Annotated in this window: 18 protein-coding genes; 6 read left to right on the forward strand and 12 right to left on the reverse strand. The window is 30.7% G+C overall.

Going from position 1 to position 16,893, the window contains the following annotated elements; translation table 11 throughout:
* Positions 1-698 (forward strand): T9SS type B sorting domain-containing protein (locus tag ASC41_RS05105; RefSeq protein ID WP_152971423.1); only part of this gene is annotated, 698 nt, incomplete at its 5' end.
* A gap of 168 nt (positions 699-866) precedes the next feature.
* Here the strand turns inward: ASC41_RS05105 and ASC41_RS05110 are convergent.
* Together ASC41_RS05110 and ASC41_RS05115 are read right to left on the reverse strand one after the other, a co-directional pair.
* A complete protein-coding gene (locus ASC41_RS05110) occupies positions 867-1,067 on the reverse strand; it encodes a dodecin family protein (RefSeq protein WP_055435568.1) in 201 nt (66 codons plus the stop codon).
* A 109-nt stretch (positions 1,068-1,176) separates the two neighbouring features.
* Positions 1,177-2,079 (reverse strand): NifU family protein, encoded by a 903-nt coding sequence (locus ASC41_RS05115; protein WP_055435569.1) that lies wholly within the window; start codon positions 2,077-2,079, stop codon positions 1,177-1,179.
* A gap of 259 nt (positions 2,080-2,338) precedes the next feature.
* On the opposite strand from ASC41_RS05115, the gene ASC41_RS05120 reads away from it, so the two are divergent.
* The gene (locus ASC41_RS05120) at positions 2,339-3,349 is read left to right on the forward strand and encodes a PorP/SprF family type IX secretion system membrane protein (RefSeq protein ID WP_055435570.1); all 1,011 of its coding nucleotides are present in this window, start codon (positions 2,339-2,341) and stop codon (positions 3,347-3,349) included.
* Positions 3,350-3,423: 74 nt separating this feature from the next.
* On the opposite strand, the gene ASC41_RS05125 is transcribed toward ASC41_RS05120, so the two are convergent.
* The 3 genes from ASC41_RS05125 to ASC41_RS05135 form a co-directional block, all read right to left on the reverse strand.
* The gene (locus ASC41_RS05125) at positions 3,424-4,608 is read right to left on the reverse strand and encodes a vWA domain-containing protein (RefSeq protein ID WP_055435571.1); all 1,185 of its coding nucleotides are present in this window, start codon (positions 4,606-4,608) and stop codon (positions 3,424-3,426) included.
* 95 nt (positions 4,609-4,703) lie between these two features.
* Positions 4,704-4,997: a hypothetical protein gene (locus ASC41_RS05130; RefSeq protein ID WP_055435572.1), complete on the reverse strand. Its 294-nt coding sequence runs from the start codon at positions 4,995-4,997 to the stop codon at positions 4,704-4,706.
* A gap of 29 nt (positions 4,998-5,026) precedes the next feature.
* The gene (locus ASC41_RS05135) at positions 5,027-5,671 is read right to left on the reverse strand and encodes an SIMPL domain-containing protein (protein WP_055435573.1); all 645 of its coding nucleotides are present in this window, start codon (positions 5,669-5,671) and stop codon (positions 5,027-5,029) included.
* Positions 5,672-5,875: 204 nt separating this feature from the next.
* Here ASC41_RS05135 and ASC41_RS05140 point away from each other — a divergent pair, with 204 nt between their 5' ends.
* The 4 genes from ASC41_RS05140 (at position 5,876) to ASC41_RS05155 (ending at position 9,834) form a co-directional block, all read left to right on the forward strand.
* A complete protein-coding gene (locus tag ASC41_RS05140) occupies positions 5,876-8,068 on the forward strand; it encodes a histidine kinase (protein WP_055435574.1) in 2,193 nt (730 codons plus the stop codon).
* Position 8,069: 1 nt separating this feature from the next.
* On the forward strand, positions 8,070-8,414 hold the full coding sequence (locus tag ASC41_RS05145) for a hypothetical protein (RefSeq protein ID WP_055435575.1): 345 nt from the start codon (positions 8,070-8,072) through the stop codon (positions 8,412-8,414).
* A gap of 43 nt (positions 8,415-8,457) precedes the next feature.
* Positions 8,458-9,195 (forward strand): LytR/AlgR family response regulator transcription factor, encoded by a 738-nt coding sequence (locus tag ASC41_RS05150; RefSeq protein WP_055435576.1) that lies wholly within the window; start codon positions 8,458-8,460, stop codon positions 9,193-9,195.
* Positions 9,196-9,318: 123 nt separating this feature from the next.
* Positions 9,319-9,834 carry a gamma carbonic anhydrase family protein gene (locus ASC41_RS05155; protein WP_055435577.1) on the forward strand — a complete coding sequence of 172 codons (516 nt, stop codon included), beginning with the start codon at positions 9,319-9,321 and terminating at the stop codon, positions 9,832-9,834.
* Between the two features lie 24 nt (positions 9,835-9,858).
* Here ASC41_RS05155 and ASC41_RS05160 read toward each other — a convergent pair whose 3' ends face one another.
* From ASC41_RS05160 to porG, 7 genes are all read right to left on the reverse strand, one after another.
* Complete coding sequence (locus ASC41_RS05160; protein WP_055435578.1) at positions 9,859-10,212, reverse strand: hypothetical protein; 354 nt, start codon at positions 10,210-10,212, stop codon at positions 9,859-9,861.
* A 1-nt stretch (position 10,213) separates the two neighbouring features.
* Positions 10,214-10,996, reverse strand: a complete 783-nt coding sequence (murI, locus tag ASC41_RS05165) for a glutamate racemase (protein WP_055435579.1) — start codon at positions 10,994-10,996, stop codon at positions 10,214-10,216.
* A 75-nt stretch (positions 10,997-11,071) separates the two neighbouring features.
* Positions 11,072-11,581 carry an OmpH/Skp family outer membrane protein gene (locus ASC41_RS05170; protein ID WP_055435580.1) on the reverse strand — a complete coding sequence of 170 codons (510 nt, stop codon included), beginning with the start codon at positions 11,579-11,581 and terminating at the stop codon, positions 11,072-11,074.
* Between the two features lie 38 nt (positions 11,582-11,619).
* Complete coding sequence (locus ASC41_RS05175; protein WP_055435581.1) at positions 11,620-12,615, reverse strand: OmpH/Skp family outer membrane protein; 996 nt, start codon at positions 12,613-12,615, stop codon at positions 11,620-11,622.
* Between the two features lie 237 nt (positions 12,616-12,852).
* Positions 12,853-15,465 (reverse strand): outer membrane protein assembly factor BamA, encoded by a 2,613-nt coding sequence (gene bamA / locus ASC41_RS05180; protein ID WP_055435582.1) that lies wholly within the window; start codon positions 15,463-15,465, stop codon positions 12,853-12,855.
* Positions 15,437-16,120, reverse strand: coding sequence for an isoprenyl transferase (locus tag ASC41_RS05185; protein WP_055435631.1), 684 nt, complete (start codon positions 16,118-16,120; stop codon positions 15,437-15,439). Before ASC41_RS05185 ends, bamA begins: the two co-directional genes overlap by 29 nt.
* Before the next feature lie 55 nt (positions 16,121-16,175).
* Positions 16,176-16,871, reverse strand: a complete 696-nt coding sequence (porG, locus tag ASC41_RS05190) for a type IX secretion system protein PorG (RefSeq protein ID WP_055435583.1) — start codon at positions 16,869-16,871, stop codon at positions 16,176-16,178.
* Positions 16,872-16,893 lie beyond the last annotated feature (22 nt).

The raw sequence follows: 16,893 nt of genomic DNA on the forward strand, positions 1-16,893 counted from the left end.
TAGATCCTGCATTATATACTTTTGAATGGAACTTAAACGGAACCGTTTTACCAGGAGAAACAGCAGAGTTTATAGAGCCAGCTGAAGGTGGTACTTATGGCGTTGTAGCAACAGATATTGCAACAGGATGCTCAAGTATTGAAGTGAATACTTTAGTAACAGTTAGCGAGCCACCAGTAGTAACATCGGAAATAACAACATTAGCTTTTGCCGATCAGCATGATGTAGTAATCACTGCCACAGGAACAACAGCTACTTCAATAGCAGTATACGAGTTTAGTATTGATGGCGGAAGCTGGGAACTAGGAACGTTAAATGCAGCAGGAGAGTATACATATACTTTTACAAATATTGAAGCAGGAGAGCATATTGTAACGGTAAGAGATACGGTAGGTTGTGGAGAAACAACACATCCAGTAATGATTATGGACTACCCATTATACTTTACACCAAATGGAGATGGTTACCACGACACATGGAATGTTTACAATATTGGAACACAGCCAGACGCAGTAATTTACATCTTCGATCGTTACGGTAAACTGTTAAAACAATTAAGTCCAACAGGAGCTGGATGGGATGGTAGTTACAACGGTAACCCAATGCCAACAAGTGACTATTGGTTTACTTTAGAATACAGAGAGCCAAGTACAGACGAAAAGAAATCGATACGTAAGCACTTTACTTTGAAAAGATAAAAAGAATACTATTTATTAAATAGAAAAAGCCTGAACGAAAGTTCAGGCTTTTTGTTTAGAATATAAGGTGTGACATAATTAGGAACAACTTAAATAAAGAAGTGTTATTAAAACAGAACGCCTGAACATGTGTTCAGGCGTTTTTTTGTAATTATATTTTGAATGTAATTAATTTATTTCAAACGTAATCTTTAAGTTAACTCTAAAGTCTGATACTTCTCCATCTTTAACGCTTGCGCTTTGATCTTGAACGTATACTGAACGAATATTTTTTACACTTTTAGAAGCATGTTTTACTGCTTTTTTAGTTGCATCTTCCCAACTTTTTTCAGAATTTGATAATACTTCAATAACTTTTAATACAGCCATAATTTTGAGTTTTAAATTAATATTGACTCTAAATTAAAGGATTTTATAAAAATCTACAAATGGAGTTATTAAAAAAAAGGCTAAACCGATGAAAGGTTTATTTGTGGGATTAACCGTTTATAGCTTCAACCGTATTCACTTTGCCTTTTAGCATTTCTTTTAACATGTTTTCAATACCATTTTTTAGTGTAAATGTAGAAGAAGGACACCCACTACAAGCACCTTGTAATATTACTTTTACAGTTTTGGTAGCTTCATCGTAAGAATCGAACTGAATGTTTCCACCATCACTAGCAACTGCAGGTTTAACATATTCTTCAAGGATATTAATGATTTCTTTAGAGATATCATCTAAGCTTTCAAAATGTGCTTCAACTTTTTCTGTAGACCTTTCTATAACTTCAGGAGCATTCGCTAAAATTATTTCTTTTCCATTTTCAATATATCCTCTAATAAATTCACGTAGTTCATTTGTGATATCATTCCATTCGGCAATATCATATTTTGTTACAGAAACATAGTTTTCATCTATAAAAACGCCTTTAACAAAAGGGAAATGAAACAGCTCTGTAGCTAAAGGTGAAGATTTTGCAGTATCTATTGAAGTAAACTCAAAAGCAGCATTTGCTATTTTTTTATTAGCAACAAATTTAATAACACCTGGATTTGGCGTACTTTCAGCATAAACTGTAACTGGTGTCTTTTTAGGAGCAATGTCTTGATTAATAACTGCGTTCCCTTCATTTAAATAGTTTTCTATTTGTTCTGAAACTTCATTTTGTACATCCTGCCATTCAACAATATTAAAACGCTCGATAGCAACAAAATTACTAGTTATATAGACCTTTTTTACAAAAGGAAGATAGAATAATTGTTGTGCTAGAGGAGAAGCTTTAGCTTCATCTATGTTGTTAAATTCGAAGCTTTGGTGTTGTGTAATAAACTGATTTACTTCAAATTTTAATATAGTAGGATTCGATGTTTCTTGTGTAGTAACTTTAAAAGTATTCATTATGCAATATTTTTCTACAAAAATACTAAAAGAAAGAACAGATATCGATATATTTGATACTTAAAGATGGCTCTTATAATTGTAAAAACTTAGTTTTTTTAATAAAACCTTTTTATATTGGTAGCTTTAACTTTTGAGAGCCTAAATATTACAAAGTAAATTTATATATTTGACAACAGTATAGTTTATTATACGAAAAGAGTTATAATAGCGTAAGCTATACATTATTTAACCAACACCTACCTTGAAAAAAGAGATTATGAGATTACAAAGGTTATTAATACTGGCAGTTTTAGTGTTTTTTAGTACCCAAATTGCTAAAGCACAAGAAGGGCTTCCTGTATATTCAGATTACTTAACAGATAACTACTATTTAATTCATCCATCTATGGCTGGAGTTGCTAACTGTTCTAAGGTTAGAATTACCGGTCGTCAACAATGGTTTGGAGACGATGATGCTCCTGCATTATTAACAGCAAGTGTAAATGGTAGAATTGGAGATTCTCAATCTGGAATTGGTGCAATAGTATATTCTGATAAAAATGGATTCCATTCGCAAACAGGTGCATATTTTACATATGCGCATCATATTATGTTTTCTAGAAATGAAATAGATTTAAACATGTTATCTTTTGGTTTAAGTATGGGAGCAATTCAATACAAATTAGATGAGACATCGTTTTTGTTTGATGGTCCTGACCCAATTATTGCTGGAATCGAACAATCTGCAACAAATTTTAATGTAGACTTTGGTTTTTCTTATCACTTATATGATTTTTATGCACATGCAACTGTAAAGAATCTTTTAAATAATGAAGGTGTTAATTTTAACGAACAAGGCTTAAGTTATAATAACCTAAGAACATATTTAGTTTCTGTAGGTAATACATTTAGTAGCTATAACAACGATTGGAGTTTTGAGCCTTCAGTTATGTTTATGTATAGAGATGCTACAGAAGAAGCTTCTTTTGATGTAAACCTTAAAGCTTATAAAACAATGGACTTTGGTAAAGTTTGGGGAGGAATCTCTTACAGAAGAAGTTTAGATGGAGCAGATTTTGTTGATGGTTCTGGTGTTAGTAGTCAAAAATTACAATATATAACACCACTTTTAGGTGTTAATGTAAACGATTTTATGTTTGCTTATACATATAGTTACCAAGCTAATTCTGTAGTGTTTAATAATGGTGGTTTTCATCAATTAACTTTAGGATATAACTTTGGTTGTTCTAGAGAGCGTTACAGCTGTAATTGTCCTGCAATAAACTAAGTACATAATAAATACATATAAAAAAAGCCTCGATTATTCGGCTTTTTTTATGTTTTTAAGTGTAAAGGTATAGTTTACTTCCAAGAATAGTTTTTGGCTTTAGCTTGAGATTTTATTGCTTTTATCATAGCATTTTCTAGCCCATTACTATTGTTTTTATTTGCTTTCAAGATATAATCTTTTCTTTTGATATTTAATTCTTGAATTTTTTCTTGTATAGCTTCTCGCTCTTTCTTTTTGCTGGTAACATAGGTTTCAATTTCTGAAGCATTTTTACCTTTAAGTTCCTGAGGTAATTCATTATCATCTAAACGATCATATTTAAAAGCTTTATCTTTTGAAGCATCTACCAAATCCCAAGAGGAGTTTTTATATAAGTGAGAACTTTTACTAATTGTTCTACTTACTGCATTTGCGCTACTATAACTTTCAGCATTATCATCTTGTTCTGCTTGTAGCTGCATTTTTTTTATGCCTTGAGAACCATAAGCTATATATGTTTGGTTTAGCTTGTTGTTTTGTTTTAAAATAGTATCGTCGTAAGGTGTAGCTACATGAATAGTTTCCTTGTTATGGTTAATAGCCATGTAATCTCCATGTGCTAAATCTGCTCCTTCTTTCCAATAGCCAGAAATACCCTGGTTATAATCTCCGCAAAAAATAGTGTTTACCGTTATATCTTTATTATGTGCACGTTTTGATGCGTCTTTGTAGTTTACCTTACCTTGTGTAAAAGGTTCGTTTCCAGCAATAAAAATAAACTTTAAATCATCTGGATTATCTTTCCAATCTAATTGAGCTAAAGCTGTGTTTATTACGTAACCACAATATTCGTTACCACCTTTTGTGGTTAAAGAGAAGAGTTGTTTTGAGATTTCGTCTAGGTCATTACTAAATGGTAATATTTGCCTAATGTAACCTTCTTCTGCATTTAAATTATCGTTGCCATACTCGTAAATAGCAATTTCTAGATTAGGCTTATTGTCTTTAGACTTTGCATAAGAAAGCTCGTTTACAATTTCCCAAAGTTGCGCTTTTGCTTGATCTATTAAACCATCCATACTATTACTTGTGTCAAGTAACAATGCAACCTTTATGAATTGTTTTTCTGGTTTAGGATTTGCTAGTGTTTTTGGCTCAACTGTTTCTGTTGGTTCGTTTAAAACATAGTTTTTTGTTTGCTTTTTATTGTTAGCATTACAGGCTAAAAATACAAAGCTCGTTAAAGCTAGTAGGCTAAATTTAATTGTTGTTTTCATAAGTTTATTTTTTATTTATGCATAGTCTATAGCATATAATATGCTAGTAGTATTAATTTTCTAATTTTAATTCTTTAGCTATAAGCTTTCCATCTTTAGACAGGACGAAATATTACTTCTTTTACTTTTTCTATTGGTTTTGGAGTTTCAGGCTTTTCTCTGTACTGTAGTTTTATTTCCATTCCTATTTGAATAACAGGTTCTACAATAGATGAGTTTATAACAATATCATACGCCTTAAAAGACAACGGGTCATAATAATACGAAGTTTGTTTTTTTGCCTTAACAACACCTTTGTTTTGTTTGAGAGCTTCTAAAGAAATACTATTAAAAGCTTGGTAGTTTTTGTAGAATTCTCTTGGGAAATGACAATATTTAATATCTGCCATTGTTGGTTTGTAATTTGTTAAATCGAAACCTAAATCATTATAAAATTGTTTTTTTCTTTTAGTGTTTTTAAAATTTCGGCTCTCAATTTAGTGTAAACAACTTCTATGTTTTTTATAAAATAATCGACTTTTACCAAATTGTAAATTTCATTTTTAGCACATATGGCCAGTATCTTTTCAAACTGATTCACCTTTGTGAATTTAATATGCAGGTTTTGTTGTAGTTCGAAACCTTTAGGAACTTCAGTGTAAGTTTTGCTAAACAATTTCTTTTCAACAACAGTTTCATAAACAGGAACAAAAGAAATAACATCTATAACAATATCATTACTAACTATACCTTGCATGGCTAGACTGTTCTTTACACTATTAACACGTTTGTTCATTAACTTGTTGGTAGCTTCTGCTGTTTCTCCAATCTGTACCAAATTAAAGACTGCGGTGTAAGAATCTGCCACAATATTATTAAGGGCTTTCACATCTATAGTAATTACCGGATTAGGCATTAAGTTTCGTTGCCTAAAAGTATTTAGGTTATTGCCATAGGCATTAGCATTGCCTAGAGATTCTGCATGTATAACATTCTGTCTAGAAATAGTAGTTGCATTACCTTTTATTTGTGCAGATGAAAAAGAAAAGCATAATAGCAGGACTAAGTAAATTGAGTGTTTCATTTGTTTATATTATTTAGAGTGTAAACTTATGTTCAACTTTTTCTAAATAAAAAGAGCAATGAGTAAATGATACCTTATAATGAGTGAGTAACACTTTTAATTGAGTAAACAAGGTGGTTTTTTCTCTGTATTGTTTCAATTTCGAGAACACTCATTTTATTATGCCAATTAAAGTGTGTAAGTTTATCTTTTAGTAAAAATAAAATGAAACATATTAAATTATATATAAGTAGTATTCTACTCTTTATTTGCTCGTATACATTATACGCGCAACAAAGTGATAGTGTAAATAAAGAAACTAAGAATGTTAACGAAGCTTATTTTTATGTACGAGGTCTTGTTAAAGAAGAAGATACAAACGAAGCTATAGAAGATGTTAATATACAAATAAATGGAGGTGCCTACACAGCATCTAATGGAGCAGGTGAGTTTAGGGTAAGAACAAAAATAGGAGACGAACTTGTTATTAGTCATAAAGATTTTGAAACCGTTTATTATGTAGTAAAAAGTGACGAGCGAATTACATTAAATGTAAGGTCTTTAGCATCCGGATCTTATGATAAAACATTAAAGAAAACGCAAAACAATTCCTTTAACAATTTAATAGATTCTGCATTAGTATATAAAAAGAAATCTGCCGAAAAAAGTATTCAGTTTGTAACAGAAAGTTTAAAGAATAGTACATCTGTAAAACAAAATGCAGAGGCTTTCGAGGTGCTCTCGGATATATACATGCATTGGAAACAATACGATTTAGCAGTTTCTAATTATAGAATAAGTCTTAACAGTTTTCAATCTAACGAAGTTAAGATTAGGCTAGCAATAGCTTATATGATGAATAATAATTATCAAGAAAGTGTTTCTGTTTTTAAAGACTTAAACACAAAAGAATTATCCAATTATCAATTGGTTGAGTTATACGAAGGTCTTGGTGATGTATATTATAGAATGAAAGACTATAAAAAGTCTATTAGTTCTTATAATGAAGGATTAAGTGTTGCTCAAAAATATTTAATTACACCAAAAGTAACCGATTTAAATTCTAAAATAGCACAATCTTTTGATGCTAGCGGAAGCACAGATAAAGCAGAAGAATATTATAATAACTCACTTAGTCTTGCTTCAAAAGAAAACAAGAAAAGAGCTGTTGAGGAGAAAATTAAATTTGCAGATTTTAATAATTCTAATCGCAATTTTGCTGATGAAATTCGTATGAGAGAAGAGGCGATTTTAGATATTGAAGATATTGAAACCGATTCTGTAATAGACATTGAAAGCGATTTTACCACTCAAAAACAAAATTATAAAATTGGTAATGCATTGTATATGCAAAGAAACTATGCTGAAGCTATACCTTACTTAGAAAAAAGTAGAGCTGAAGCAACAGAACGAAAGGATTTAGTAGTAGAAAAAGATGCAACCCGAAAACTTTCAGAGGTTTTTAAAGAATCTGGAGATTACGAAAGTGCTTTAAAAACGTATGAAGAATATACCAAATCGGTAGAGGCACTTTATGTTAAAAAAGAACAGCAAATTACACAAGCTGCACGTTTTAATAAAAATATTGCAGAGCAGCAAAACCGTATTACATCGTTAGAAAGCGATCGCGAACTGTCCGAAAGTAGGTATCAATTAAATCAGGAGCAAAATAAGAATCAGAAAATAATTATTTATTCACTTATTGGCGGATTATTATTATTGCTTTTTGCAGCTTATTTAATGTATAAATATATTAAGCAACAACGTTTAGCAAATAATCTTTTAGCCTTAAAATCTTTAAGAAGCCAAATGAATCCTCACTTTATTTTTAATGCTTTAAACTCTGTAAATAGTTTTATTGCGACTAACGATGAGCGAACGGCAAATAAGTATTTAAGCGATTTTTCTAAACTTATGCGAGCAGTTTTAGAGAATAGTGAACAAGATTTTATTCCGTTAGAAAAAGAAGTAGAGTTATTGCAATTATATACTAAACTCGAACACTTTAGATTTCAAGATAAGTTTGAATATAATATAACTGTAGATAAAGCTATAAATGTATCCGATTTTCAAATTCCTCCAATGTTATTGCAGCCCTACATAGAAAATGCAGTTTGGCATGGGTTACGCTATAAAGAAGAAAAAGGGCAGCTTGATATTTCTATAATTAAAAAGAGTAAAGATGAAATTACAATTACCATTGCAGATAATGGTATAGGTCGCGAAAAATCTAAAGCACTTAAAACCGAAAACCAGCAGAAGCAGAATTCTAAAGGCATGGGTAATATTAAAAAACGTGTCGCTATTTTAAACGAAATGTATAAAGATAAAGTTGATGTTTTTATAGACGAATTATATCAAGGTCAAGCCGAAGAAGATAAAGGTACTAAGGTTGTTGTGACTTTAAAACGTGATTAATATGAAAATTAGAGTTTTGTTTTTATTGATTCTTGTTTCAGTTCTTAATTGTAAAGCAGCCAAAGAAAGAAAGCAATGTCTTGAATTAGTTAACGGGAAAACTCCGTTAGAAATTAATTCTTTTGAAGAATTTAAAAATTATATTGATGGATATGTTGATTATGAAAAAGTTGTTTGGGTTGTAGATAATGCCTTGTCATCAAAAGAAGGTGTTTTGAAATTAATTGATAACAAAAATTTAATTAATATAAACAGTATTCGAGGTGCAAATGGGAGTCAATTGGATGGAGAAGATAATGGAGTCCTAATTATCACAACCAATAAATGTTTGGAAAAAATTAAATAAAAAGTATTAATTAATAAGATTCCTGCTTTCGCAGTAAATAGATATGAAACTAAACTCAATAATAGTAGAAGACGAACAAGCAAGCAGAGAGATACTTAAAAATTATCTTAAAAAATACTGCCCAAATGTAAATGTTGTTGGAGAAGCTTCAAATATAAATGAAGGTTTAGAACTTATTAGAAGCAAAGATTTAGATTTAGTATTTTTAGATGTAGAAATGCCTTATGGTAATGCTTTCGATTTGCTAGATAAAGTAGGAGACAGAGACTTTGAAACTGTTTTTGTAACTGCTTATAATAATTATGCAATAGATGCTTTAAACGCACATGCAAGCTACTATTTAATGAAACCTATTGACATAGATGAATTAATAAAAGCAGTAGATTATGTTGTAGAAATTAAGACAAAAGAAAACGCACTTCAAGATCAGGTTTTAGTTCCAAAAACAATTAATAATATAAATGGCAAAATTACCATTCCACAGCAAAATGGTTTTGAAGTAGTAAGTACAGCAGATATTTTATTTTGTAAAGCAGATGATAATTATACTGAGATTTACCTAAATAACAACAAAAAGAAAGTAGTAAGTAAAACACTTAAATATTTTGAAGAAGCTCTACAAGATTCAAATTTTGCAAGAGTTCATAAAAGTTATTTGGTTAATGTAAACGAAGTAGTTAAATATGTAAAAGGTAAAGGAGGCAGCGTAATTTTAAGTAATGGAAAAGAAGTAATGGTATCTCCTTCTAGAAAATCTGAATTACTTTCTTATTTTAAGTAATAAGTTCCTTTAAAAAAAAGGTGCTTATAAAAGGTATTTCAAAATATTAATTTGCCAAAAATTAAAAGATTTGAAGTGAAGCTAGAAAAAAAATAAAAAATAACACAATAAAGAAATAAAGCTATGCCAATAATAAAACCAGTAAACGGAAAATTGCCACAATTACCAGAAGATTGCTACATAGCAGATAACGCTACAATAGTAGGAGATGTAAAAGTAGGAAAACAATGCAGTATTTGGTTTAATGCAGTATTACGAGGCGATGTAAATTATATAAAACTAGGCAATAAGGTTAATATTCAAGACGGTGCAGTAGTACATTGTACTTACCAAAAATATCCAACAATTATTGGTAACAACGTGTCTATTGGACATAATGCAATAGTACATGGTTGTACTATAAAAGATAATGTGCTTATAGGTATGGGAAGTATTGTTATGGATAATTGTGTAGTAGAAAGTAATAGTATTGTTGCAGCCGGTGCAGTAGTTACTCAAAATACAATTATAGAATCTGGTAGTATTTATGCTGGAATTCCTGCAAAAAAAGTGAAGGACATAAGTAAAGAATTAGTTAGTGGTGAAATAAACCGTATTGCAGATAATTATGTTAAGTATTCTTCATGGTATAAAGAATAGCCCTATATAAATGTGAAGATAATTTTAAGTTGTTAGTTTCTTAATTTTACTAATTAAAGCTTCAGTTGAAGCGATGTTTTTAATTTTTTTATCCGAAATCAAAACCGATAATTCATCTTCTGTTTTGGATAAAACTATTGGATATTCATATTTAGTACCGGGATACGCTTTTGTAAACTCGTTAATATGAAAGAATTCCATTTCTATATTAGAGTCTGTTCTAAAAACTTTCCAAGCTTTGTTTTCAGAAAAGGTGTTAAAAGTAATAGCACATAAATTACAGTTATATGTTTTGGGACTAAATACTTTGTGTGCAATATCTAAAGCAGTATTTCTTATACCGGAATTTGCATTGTAAACAAAAAGAAGTGTTTTCATTTTAAAAATCTAAATAATCTACTTTAAAAGGAGGGCTTAAAAGCGATTGCATTACTTTAGTATTCTCTAAATTAATATAGAACTCGTTTTTAGGTTTTATCAATTCAGTATTTAATAAATTGTGTTGGTCTAAAATGGACTGAGTTTGTTTAGCAACAGCTAATCCTGAATCTATAATCTTTACATGCTTTGGAAGTAATTTAATAAGCATAGGAATAAGATATGGGTAATGTGTGCAACCTAATACTAGATAATCTATGTTAGCGCCTAACATAGGCTCTAAATAGCTTTTTAGTAATGCTTCCATTTCAACAGAAGTTAATTTGCCACTTTCAATTAACTGTACAATACCTTCTCCTATTTGCTCTACAATTGTAACACCGTTAGAATATAAATTTGAAGTATTATGAAACAGTGAACTGGATAATGTGCCTTTAGTAGCTAAAATACCAATGGCTTTCGTTTTTGTATTTAAAGCAGCAGGTTTAATGGCTGGTTCAATACCAATAATAGGCACATTGTATTTTTCTCTTAATATACTAATAGCATTTGTTGTTGCTGTATTACAAGCAATAACAATAAGTTTGCAGTTCTTTTTTACAAGAAACTCTGTGTTTTTTATACTAAGCTCTAGAATTTTGTCTTTCCCTTTTGGGCCATAAGGAGCATTAATACTATCGGCTAAGTAAATAGAGTTCTCGTACGGTAATAGTGCGTGAATCTCCTTCCAAATGGAAGTGCCACCAACACCAGAATCGAATATGCCAATAGGTTGTTTACTCATAAGTTTTATTCACTTTATAAAAATACAAAAGCCGACTTAATAAGTCGGCTTTTGTATTATTTGTTTTAGGTTTTCTTAGAATCCTAATTCTTTTTTTACATCTGCAAGTAAGTCTTTACCTTCAGCCATAATTACTCCTGTTTGAGGAGAAGAATCTAATACATAGTCAAAACCTTGAGCTTTAGCTACTTTTAATATAGCTGCTTTAGCTTTATCCGTAATAGGCTTTAAAAGCTCTAATTCCTTTTTTTGTAATTGTTGCTGTGCATTTGCAGCATATTGCTGAATAGACTGGTTATCTGTCTGAACTTCAAGGTAACGCTTCTCATTTTCTTCTTGAGTTTTTGTTGTAGCTTGAGCTTCAAAAAGATCTGTTTTAGTTTTTAAATCTTTTTTCATTGCTTCAATATCTGCTTGGTAAGTTTTACCAACACGTTCCATATCTGCTTGAGCAGTTTTCATAGCAGGCATTGCCTTAATTAACTCAGTTGTATTAATGTGTGCAACTTTAGATTGAGCGTTTGTAAAACTTGTTGCTCCAATAAATAATGATGCTGCAATTAGTAATGTTTTAATTTTTTTCATTTTTAAAATAGTATTTGTGTGTGTTATAATTATTAAATTTAATCGTCTTGATTCTCGTTTTCTGGAGCACTGTCCTTCTCTTCTTTTGCTTTCTTACGATCCTCTAAGGTTTTCTTCTTTTTTTCATCAAGCATTTTTTTTCTAGCTGCTCTATCTGCTAGTTTCTTTTGTCTTCGTGCTTCTAAAATTTGTTCTTTAGTTTTGGGAGTTTCTTCTGTATCTGCACTATTATCTTCTATGCTCTTCTCTTCGCTAGTTTTTTCTTCTGTATCTTCTTTAGTATTATTTCTAGCGTCTAATTTGTCTTGTTTAGCTTTTTCTCTTGCTGCAATTGCTGCGGCTCTTTTATCGGCTATTTCTTTTTTTCTGGCCTCTACTAAAGCTGCTCTCTCTTCTTTTTTCTTATCTAAAGCTAATTGTCTAGCGTCTTTACTTTCGTCTATTTCAACGGTAACATCTTCGTCTTTAGCTTCTCTTTTTTCTTTGTTAGATTTTAATTGCTTTCTTTTCGAAGATCGAGTTATAGTTCTTAAAACCTGCTCGCTCATATCAAAACGTTCTGCCGAGTATAACATTACTACGTCTGCAGACTTATCGAAAACAAAATCGTATTTCTTTGCTTTTGCTATATCTTGAACAGCTTGAAAAATTTGATCTTGAACAGGTTGCATTAATTGTTTCTTTTGGATCATTAAATCTCCATTAGGTCCAAATCGCTTTTGCTGATAATCTAATATTTCCTTTTCTTCAAATGTAATATCCTCTTCGCGCTCTTCAATTAATTCTTTAGTTAAAAGCGCTTTTTCGTTATTTAAATCGGTACGCTTTTGTTCTATAGTTTTTAATTTTTGCTCAATTTCAACTTTCCACTTCTGAACTTTAGAATCCAACTGTGAAGTTGCTTCAGAATATTCAGGTACGTTTTGTAAAATATATTCGGTGTCAATATATCCAATTCTTACGCCTTTTTGCGCGTTAGCTTGAAAAGATAGTATTGATATTATGGTCAATACAAAAAGAACTTTAATTTTCATCTGGTTAAATTTTAATATTTAATAACATAAATTCAAAAAAACAGACAGTTTAGATTTTGATTCTGTCTTCTTATGAATCAATCAGTTTTCAAAATAACGAATTTTAATTGTAAAAATTTTAATTCTTGTATCAAATCCTCAAAGTCATTATTGAAAATATCGTGCCAAAAATAAGAAAGTGTTAAAGTTTAAACATGAATAAAGGTCTTTTTTGCATAAAAAAAGACCTTTATGTTATTAAAATTGTTGTCCGATAATAAAATGTGTTTCCCAACCATTCTTTACTGTATTTCCTGGTAATGGATCGAAACCATGACCAAAATCAATACCTAATAAACCAAAGGCAGGCATGAATATTCTAATACCTAAACCAGCAGAACGTTGTACGTTAAATGGGTTGTAGTCTTTAAAATTATTATATGATGCTCCTGCATCTAAGAAACCTAATGCATATATTTTTGCTGATTGTTTTAATGTAATTGGGTAGCGTAACTCTAAAGAGAATTTGTTAAAAATAGTTCCACCATCAGTATCTGATAATGCTTGGTTAGGGTATCCTCTTAAAGCAACAGCTTCTCTACCATCTAAACTATAACTTCCTAAACCATCACCTCCCAGAAAGAAACGTTCAAAAGGAATAATACCTCTATCTTGATTATAAGCACCTAAGAAACCAAATTCTAAACTAGATTTAAATATAAATTTATCTACTAGTTTAGTATACCAATCTCCTTTAAATTTCACTTTGTAAAATTCTAACCATTTAAAACGTTCTTGATCTATTTCTGAAATTCTTTCCGATGCTGTTGTTCTATCTTCAATATCCAAAGTGGTATCGTCTACTATTTCTAGATTTGCATCTCTTTCATTTTTTAAATCTTCGTAATCTGTACCGTTAAATAATGAGTATGGTAAAGAGAATTTAGCTGTAGCAGAGAAACTTGATCCTCCTGTAGGGAATACAGGATCGTTAAAGGTGTTGTTTCTACTTAACCCAATGGTGTAAGAAAGGTTGTTAGAAAAACCATCTCCAAAAGTAAATAAACCTGTATTGTAGTTTTTTAAGTTATAGTGTTGGAAACTTAAAGCTTGAGATAAAGTAAAGTAATCATCAGGAACAGATAATCTCTTAGCTAAACCAAATGTAAGACCTGTAATATTAAATCTACTGTCTTTATCTGCTTCTCCAGTAGCTGCATCATATAAAAATTGTTGTGTGTGAGATACAGATGTTGAAAACTGTACAGGCTTTTTTCCTCCCATCCAAGGTTCAGAAAATTGAAAACTGTAAGTTCTATAAAATTGACTAGCTTGTAAACGTAAAGCTAGTTTTTGTCCATCTCCAGTTGGGATTGGTCTGTATGCATCTTTTTTAAATATATCTCTTAGTGAGAAATTGTTAAAGGATAAACCTAAAGTACCAATAAAACCACCACCACCATAACCACCTTGTAGTTCAATTTGGCTAGATCCTGATTCTACAACTCCATATTCTATATCTACTGTTCCATCATCTGGATTTGCATTTTTAAATTGAGGATCAATTTGTTCTGCATCGAAGAATCCTAATTGACTTAATTCACGAACTGTACGCACAACTTTTGATTTACTATATAATTCGCCTGGACGAGTTCTGATTTCTCTATAGATAACATGGTCGTTTGTTTTTTCGTTACCAACTACAGTAATCTTATTAAAGTATGTTGGTTTTCCTTCAGAAATTCTAATTTCCATGTCTATTACATTACCATCAGCACTTACTTCTACAGGATTAATAGTAGAAAACAAATAACCATGATCTTGATAAAGATTTGTAATATCATCTGCATCTGGACTAGTATTATCTGCAATACGTTTTTCTAACAAAACACCATTGTAAGTGTCTCCTTTTTCAATTCTTAACTGGCGTCTTAAAAAATCGTCAGTATATACAGTGTTACCAATAAATGTAATATCTCCAAAGGTATACTTTTCTCCTTCTTCAACTTTAATATCTAAAGTTACTGTTTTTGCATTATTGACTAATAACGTATCTGAGATTATACGAGCATCTCTATATCCACTTTCTTTATACTTGTCTACAACACTATTTAAATCGTCTTTAAAGTCTGCTTCAATATATTTTGAACGCTTTAATAAGCGCAACATTTTTTTCTGCTTAGTGTTTTTCATAGCTTTTCTAAGCTTCTTATCGCTTAGAACAGTATTGCCATCAAAATTAATTTTGTCAATTTTAACTTTTTCACCTCTGTCTACAGTTAGTACCATATTTACTCTAGCATTATCTAAAGAGTCCACAACTGGAATGGTATTAATATTTACTTTGGTATTTAAAAAACCTGCTTTTTTATTCTTATTCTGAATATAATTTTTTGTAGTTGTTATAAGGTTTTCAGTTACTTTAACACCTTGCTGAAGCTTAGCTTCTTTAATTAAAGTTTCTTTTTTACTCTTTTTTACACCATTAATTTTAAGTTCATTAAGTGCGGGTAAATCAGATAATCTAATTTCTAGATATGCTGCATTTCCTTCAACTTTAGCGAGGTATACTTCAATATCGCTAAATAAATTAGATGTCCATAATTTTTTAATAGCATTACTTATTTCTTCGCCAGGAACTTGTATTTCATCTCCCTTTTTTAGTTTAGAATAAGTAATAATGGTTTGCTCACTAAAGGTTGTGTTACCAACTACTTTAATTTCTGCGATTGTGTATTTTTCACTATTCTCGTAAGAAAGCTGTTGCGCTTGAGTAAAAAAACTAGATAGTGCAAATAGTATTGCTAATGTGTATTGTAAAAATGTTTTCAATTGTATGATTTTAACTAATTTGTTCACTTGTTTTCCCAAAGCGTCTTTCTCTATTTTGATATTCTATAACAGCATCACAAAGGTGTTGCTGTGTAAAATCTGGCCATAATACTTTTGTAAAATATAGCTCTGCATAAGCTATCTGCCAAAGTAAAAAATTACTGATGCGTTGTTCTCCACTTGTTCTAATAAGTAGGTCTACATCTGGTAAATTTTGCGTGTAAAGATGCTCATTAATAATCGATTCGTCAATATTTTCTGAAGAAATTATATTATTTTTAACTTTATTGCTTATTTCCTTAACTGCATTTAACAATTCATCACGAGAGCCATAGCTTAATGCTAAGGTTAATGTCATGTGGTTATTGTTCTTTGTGCTTTCTATTACTTCGGTAAGTTCTTTGAATACTTTTTTTGGTAAACTATTAAGATTACCAATAGCATTAAGTTTTATGTTGTTTTCTTGAAGTGTTTTAATTTCTTTCTTTAAAGCAGAGACTAAAAGCTTCATTAAGGTATCAACTTCTAGTTTAGGTCTATTCCAATTTTCTGTAGAGAAAGCATATAAGGTTAGGTTTTTTATGCCTAACTGGGCACTAGCCTCAACAGTTTCACGGACAGATTTTGTGCCATTTTCATGACCAATGGCGCGAAGAAATCCTTTTTGTTTAGCCCAACGACCATTGCCATCCATAATTATGGCAACATGTTTAGGTAGTTTACGTGTATTTATTTTGCTTGTATCCAAATTATCCTCCAGGGCAAAAACATGGGTTTCTGCCAAATGTGTAAGTTAGTGTAATACCAGTAAAAGTATACCAGTCATTATTATTTAAATTCCCAAAGCTTCTACTTTCTATAGCTTCTTTTGCGTCTGGAACGCTTCCGTCTAATTCATCAGAAAAGGTGTAACGCGCTCCAATTTCGAAAGCTAAAATAAAATCTGAAGAAACCGCTACTTTATATCCTAAAACCATAGGAATACCAAAAGCATAGCTTGTAGTGCCTTCGTCTACTGTTGTTCCGTCTGAATTAAAAAAGAAATTATCGTGTTTAGCAATACTAATCCCTGAGTATAAGTAAGGAGTTGAAGCTGCTCCACCATTATGTAGGTCGAAATCGAAAAAGGTGAATTCCATTCCTGCAGAAAGCTCTAAAATACTTGAGTTAAACTCAAAATCTCTTATTTGTCTGCTTGGATCATCCGATTTGTTATCAATACCTTCTAAATCTGTAAATATTAAAGAAAATCTGTATGAATGCCTTTTGCTTCTATTCCACTTATATAATGCTCCAAAAGCTAATTGCTTAGGTGCGATATAGTCTGTTGCACCAACATCTCCAATAAAGTTACTCCCACCAACGAATATACCAAATTCGTTAATTTGAGCGCTACTTATTTGTATGCTAAAGAATGCTATTATTAAAAGCGTTAAATACCTCATAAATCTTCAAAGTTTGCAAATA

Source organism: Lacinutrix algicola, assembly GCF_001418085.1.
Lineage (GTDB): Bacteria > Bacteroidota > Bacteroidia > Flavobacteriales > Flavobacteriaceae > Lacinutrix > Lacinutrix algicola.

Excerpts from the sequence above, each read along its gene's own strand:
- ASC41_RS05110 (WP_055435568.1), bottom strand. The coding sequence starts at position 1,067 with ATGGCTGTATTAAAAGTTATTGAAGTATTATCAAATTCTGAAAAAAGT.
- ASC41_RS05115 (WP_055435569.1), bottom strand. The coding sequence starts at position 2,079 with ATGAATACTTTTAAAGTTACTACACAAGAAACATCGAATCCTACTATA.
- ASC41_RS05120 (WP_055435570.1), top strand. The coding sequence starts at position 2,339 with ATGAGATTACAAAGGTTATTAATACTGGCAGTTTTAGTGTTTTTTAGT.
- ASC41_RS05125 (WP_055435571.1), bottom strand. The coding sequence starts at position 4,608 with ATGAAAACAACAATTAAATTTAGCCTACTAGCTTTAACGAGCTTTGTA.
- ASC41_RS05130 (WP_055435572.1), bottom strand. The coding sequence starts at position 4,997 with ATGGCAGATATTAAATATTGTCATTTCCCAAGAGAATTCTACAAAAAC.
- ASC41_RS05135 (WP_055435573.1), bottom strand. The coding sequence starts at position 5,671 with ATGAAACACTCAATTTACTTAGTCCTGCTATTATGCTTTTCTTTTTCA.
- ASC41_RS05140 (WP_055435574.1), top strand. The coding sequence starts at position 5,876 with ATGAAACATATTAAATTATATATAAGTAGTATTCTACTCTTTATTTGC.
- ASC41_RS05145 (WP_055435575.1), top strand. The coding sequence starts at position 8,070 with ATGAAAATTAGAGTTTTGTTTTTATTGATTCTTGTTTCAGTTCTTAAT.
- ASC41_RS05150 (WP_055435576.1), top strand. The coding sequence starts at position 8,458 with ATGAAACTAAACTCAATAATAGTAGAAGACGAACAAGCAAGCAGAGAG.
- ASC41_RS05155 (WP_055435577.1), top strand. The coding sequence starts at position 9,319 with ATGCCAATAATAAAACCAGTAAACGGAAAATTGCCACAATTACCAGAA.
- ASC41_RS05160 (WP_055435578.1), bottom strand. The coding sequence starts at position 10,212 with ATGAAAACACTTCTTTTTGTTTACAATGCAAATTCCGGTATAAGAAAT.
- murI (WP_055435579.1), bottom strand. The coding sequence starts at position 10,996 with ATGAGTAAACAACCTATTGGCATATTCGATTCTGGTGTTGGTGGCACT.
- ASC41_RS05170 (WP_055435580.1), bottom strand. The coding sequence starts at position 11,581 with ATGAAAAAAATTAAAACATTACTAATTGCAGCATCATTATTTATTGGA.
- ASC41_RS05175 (WP_055435581.1), bottom strand. The coding sequence starts at position 12,615 with ATGAAAATTAAAGTTCTTTTTGTATTGACCATAATATCAATACTATCT.
- ASC41_RS05185 (WP_055435631.1), bottom strand. The coding sequence starts at position 16,120 with ATGGATGGCAATGGTCGTTGGGCTAAACAAAAAGGATTTCTTCGCGCC.
- porG (WP_055435583.1), bottom strand. The coding sequence starts at position 16,871 with ATGAGGTATTTAACGCTTTTAATAATAGCATTCTTTAGCATACAAATA.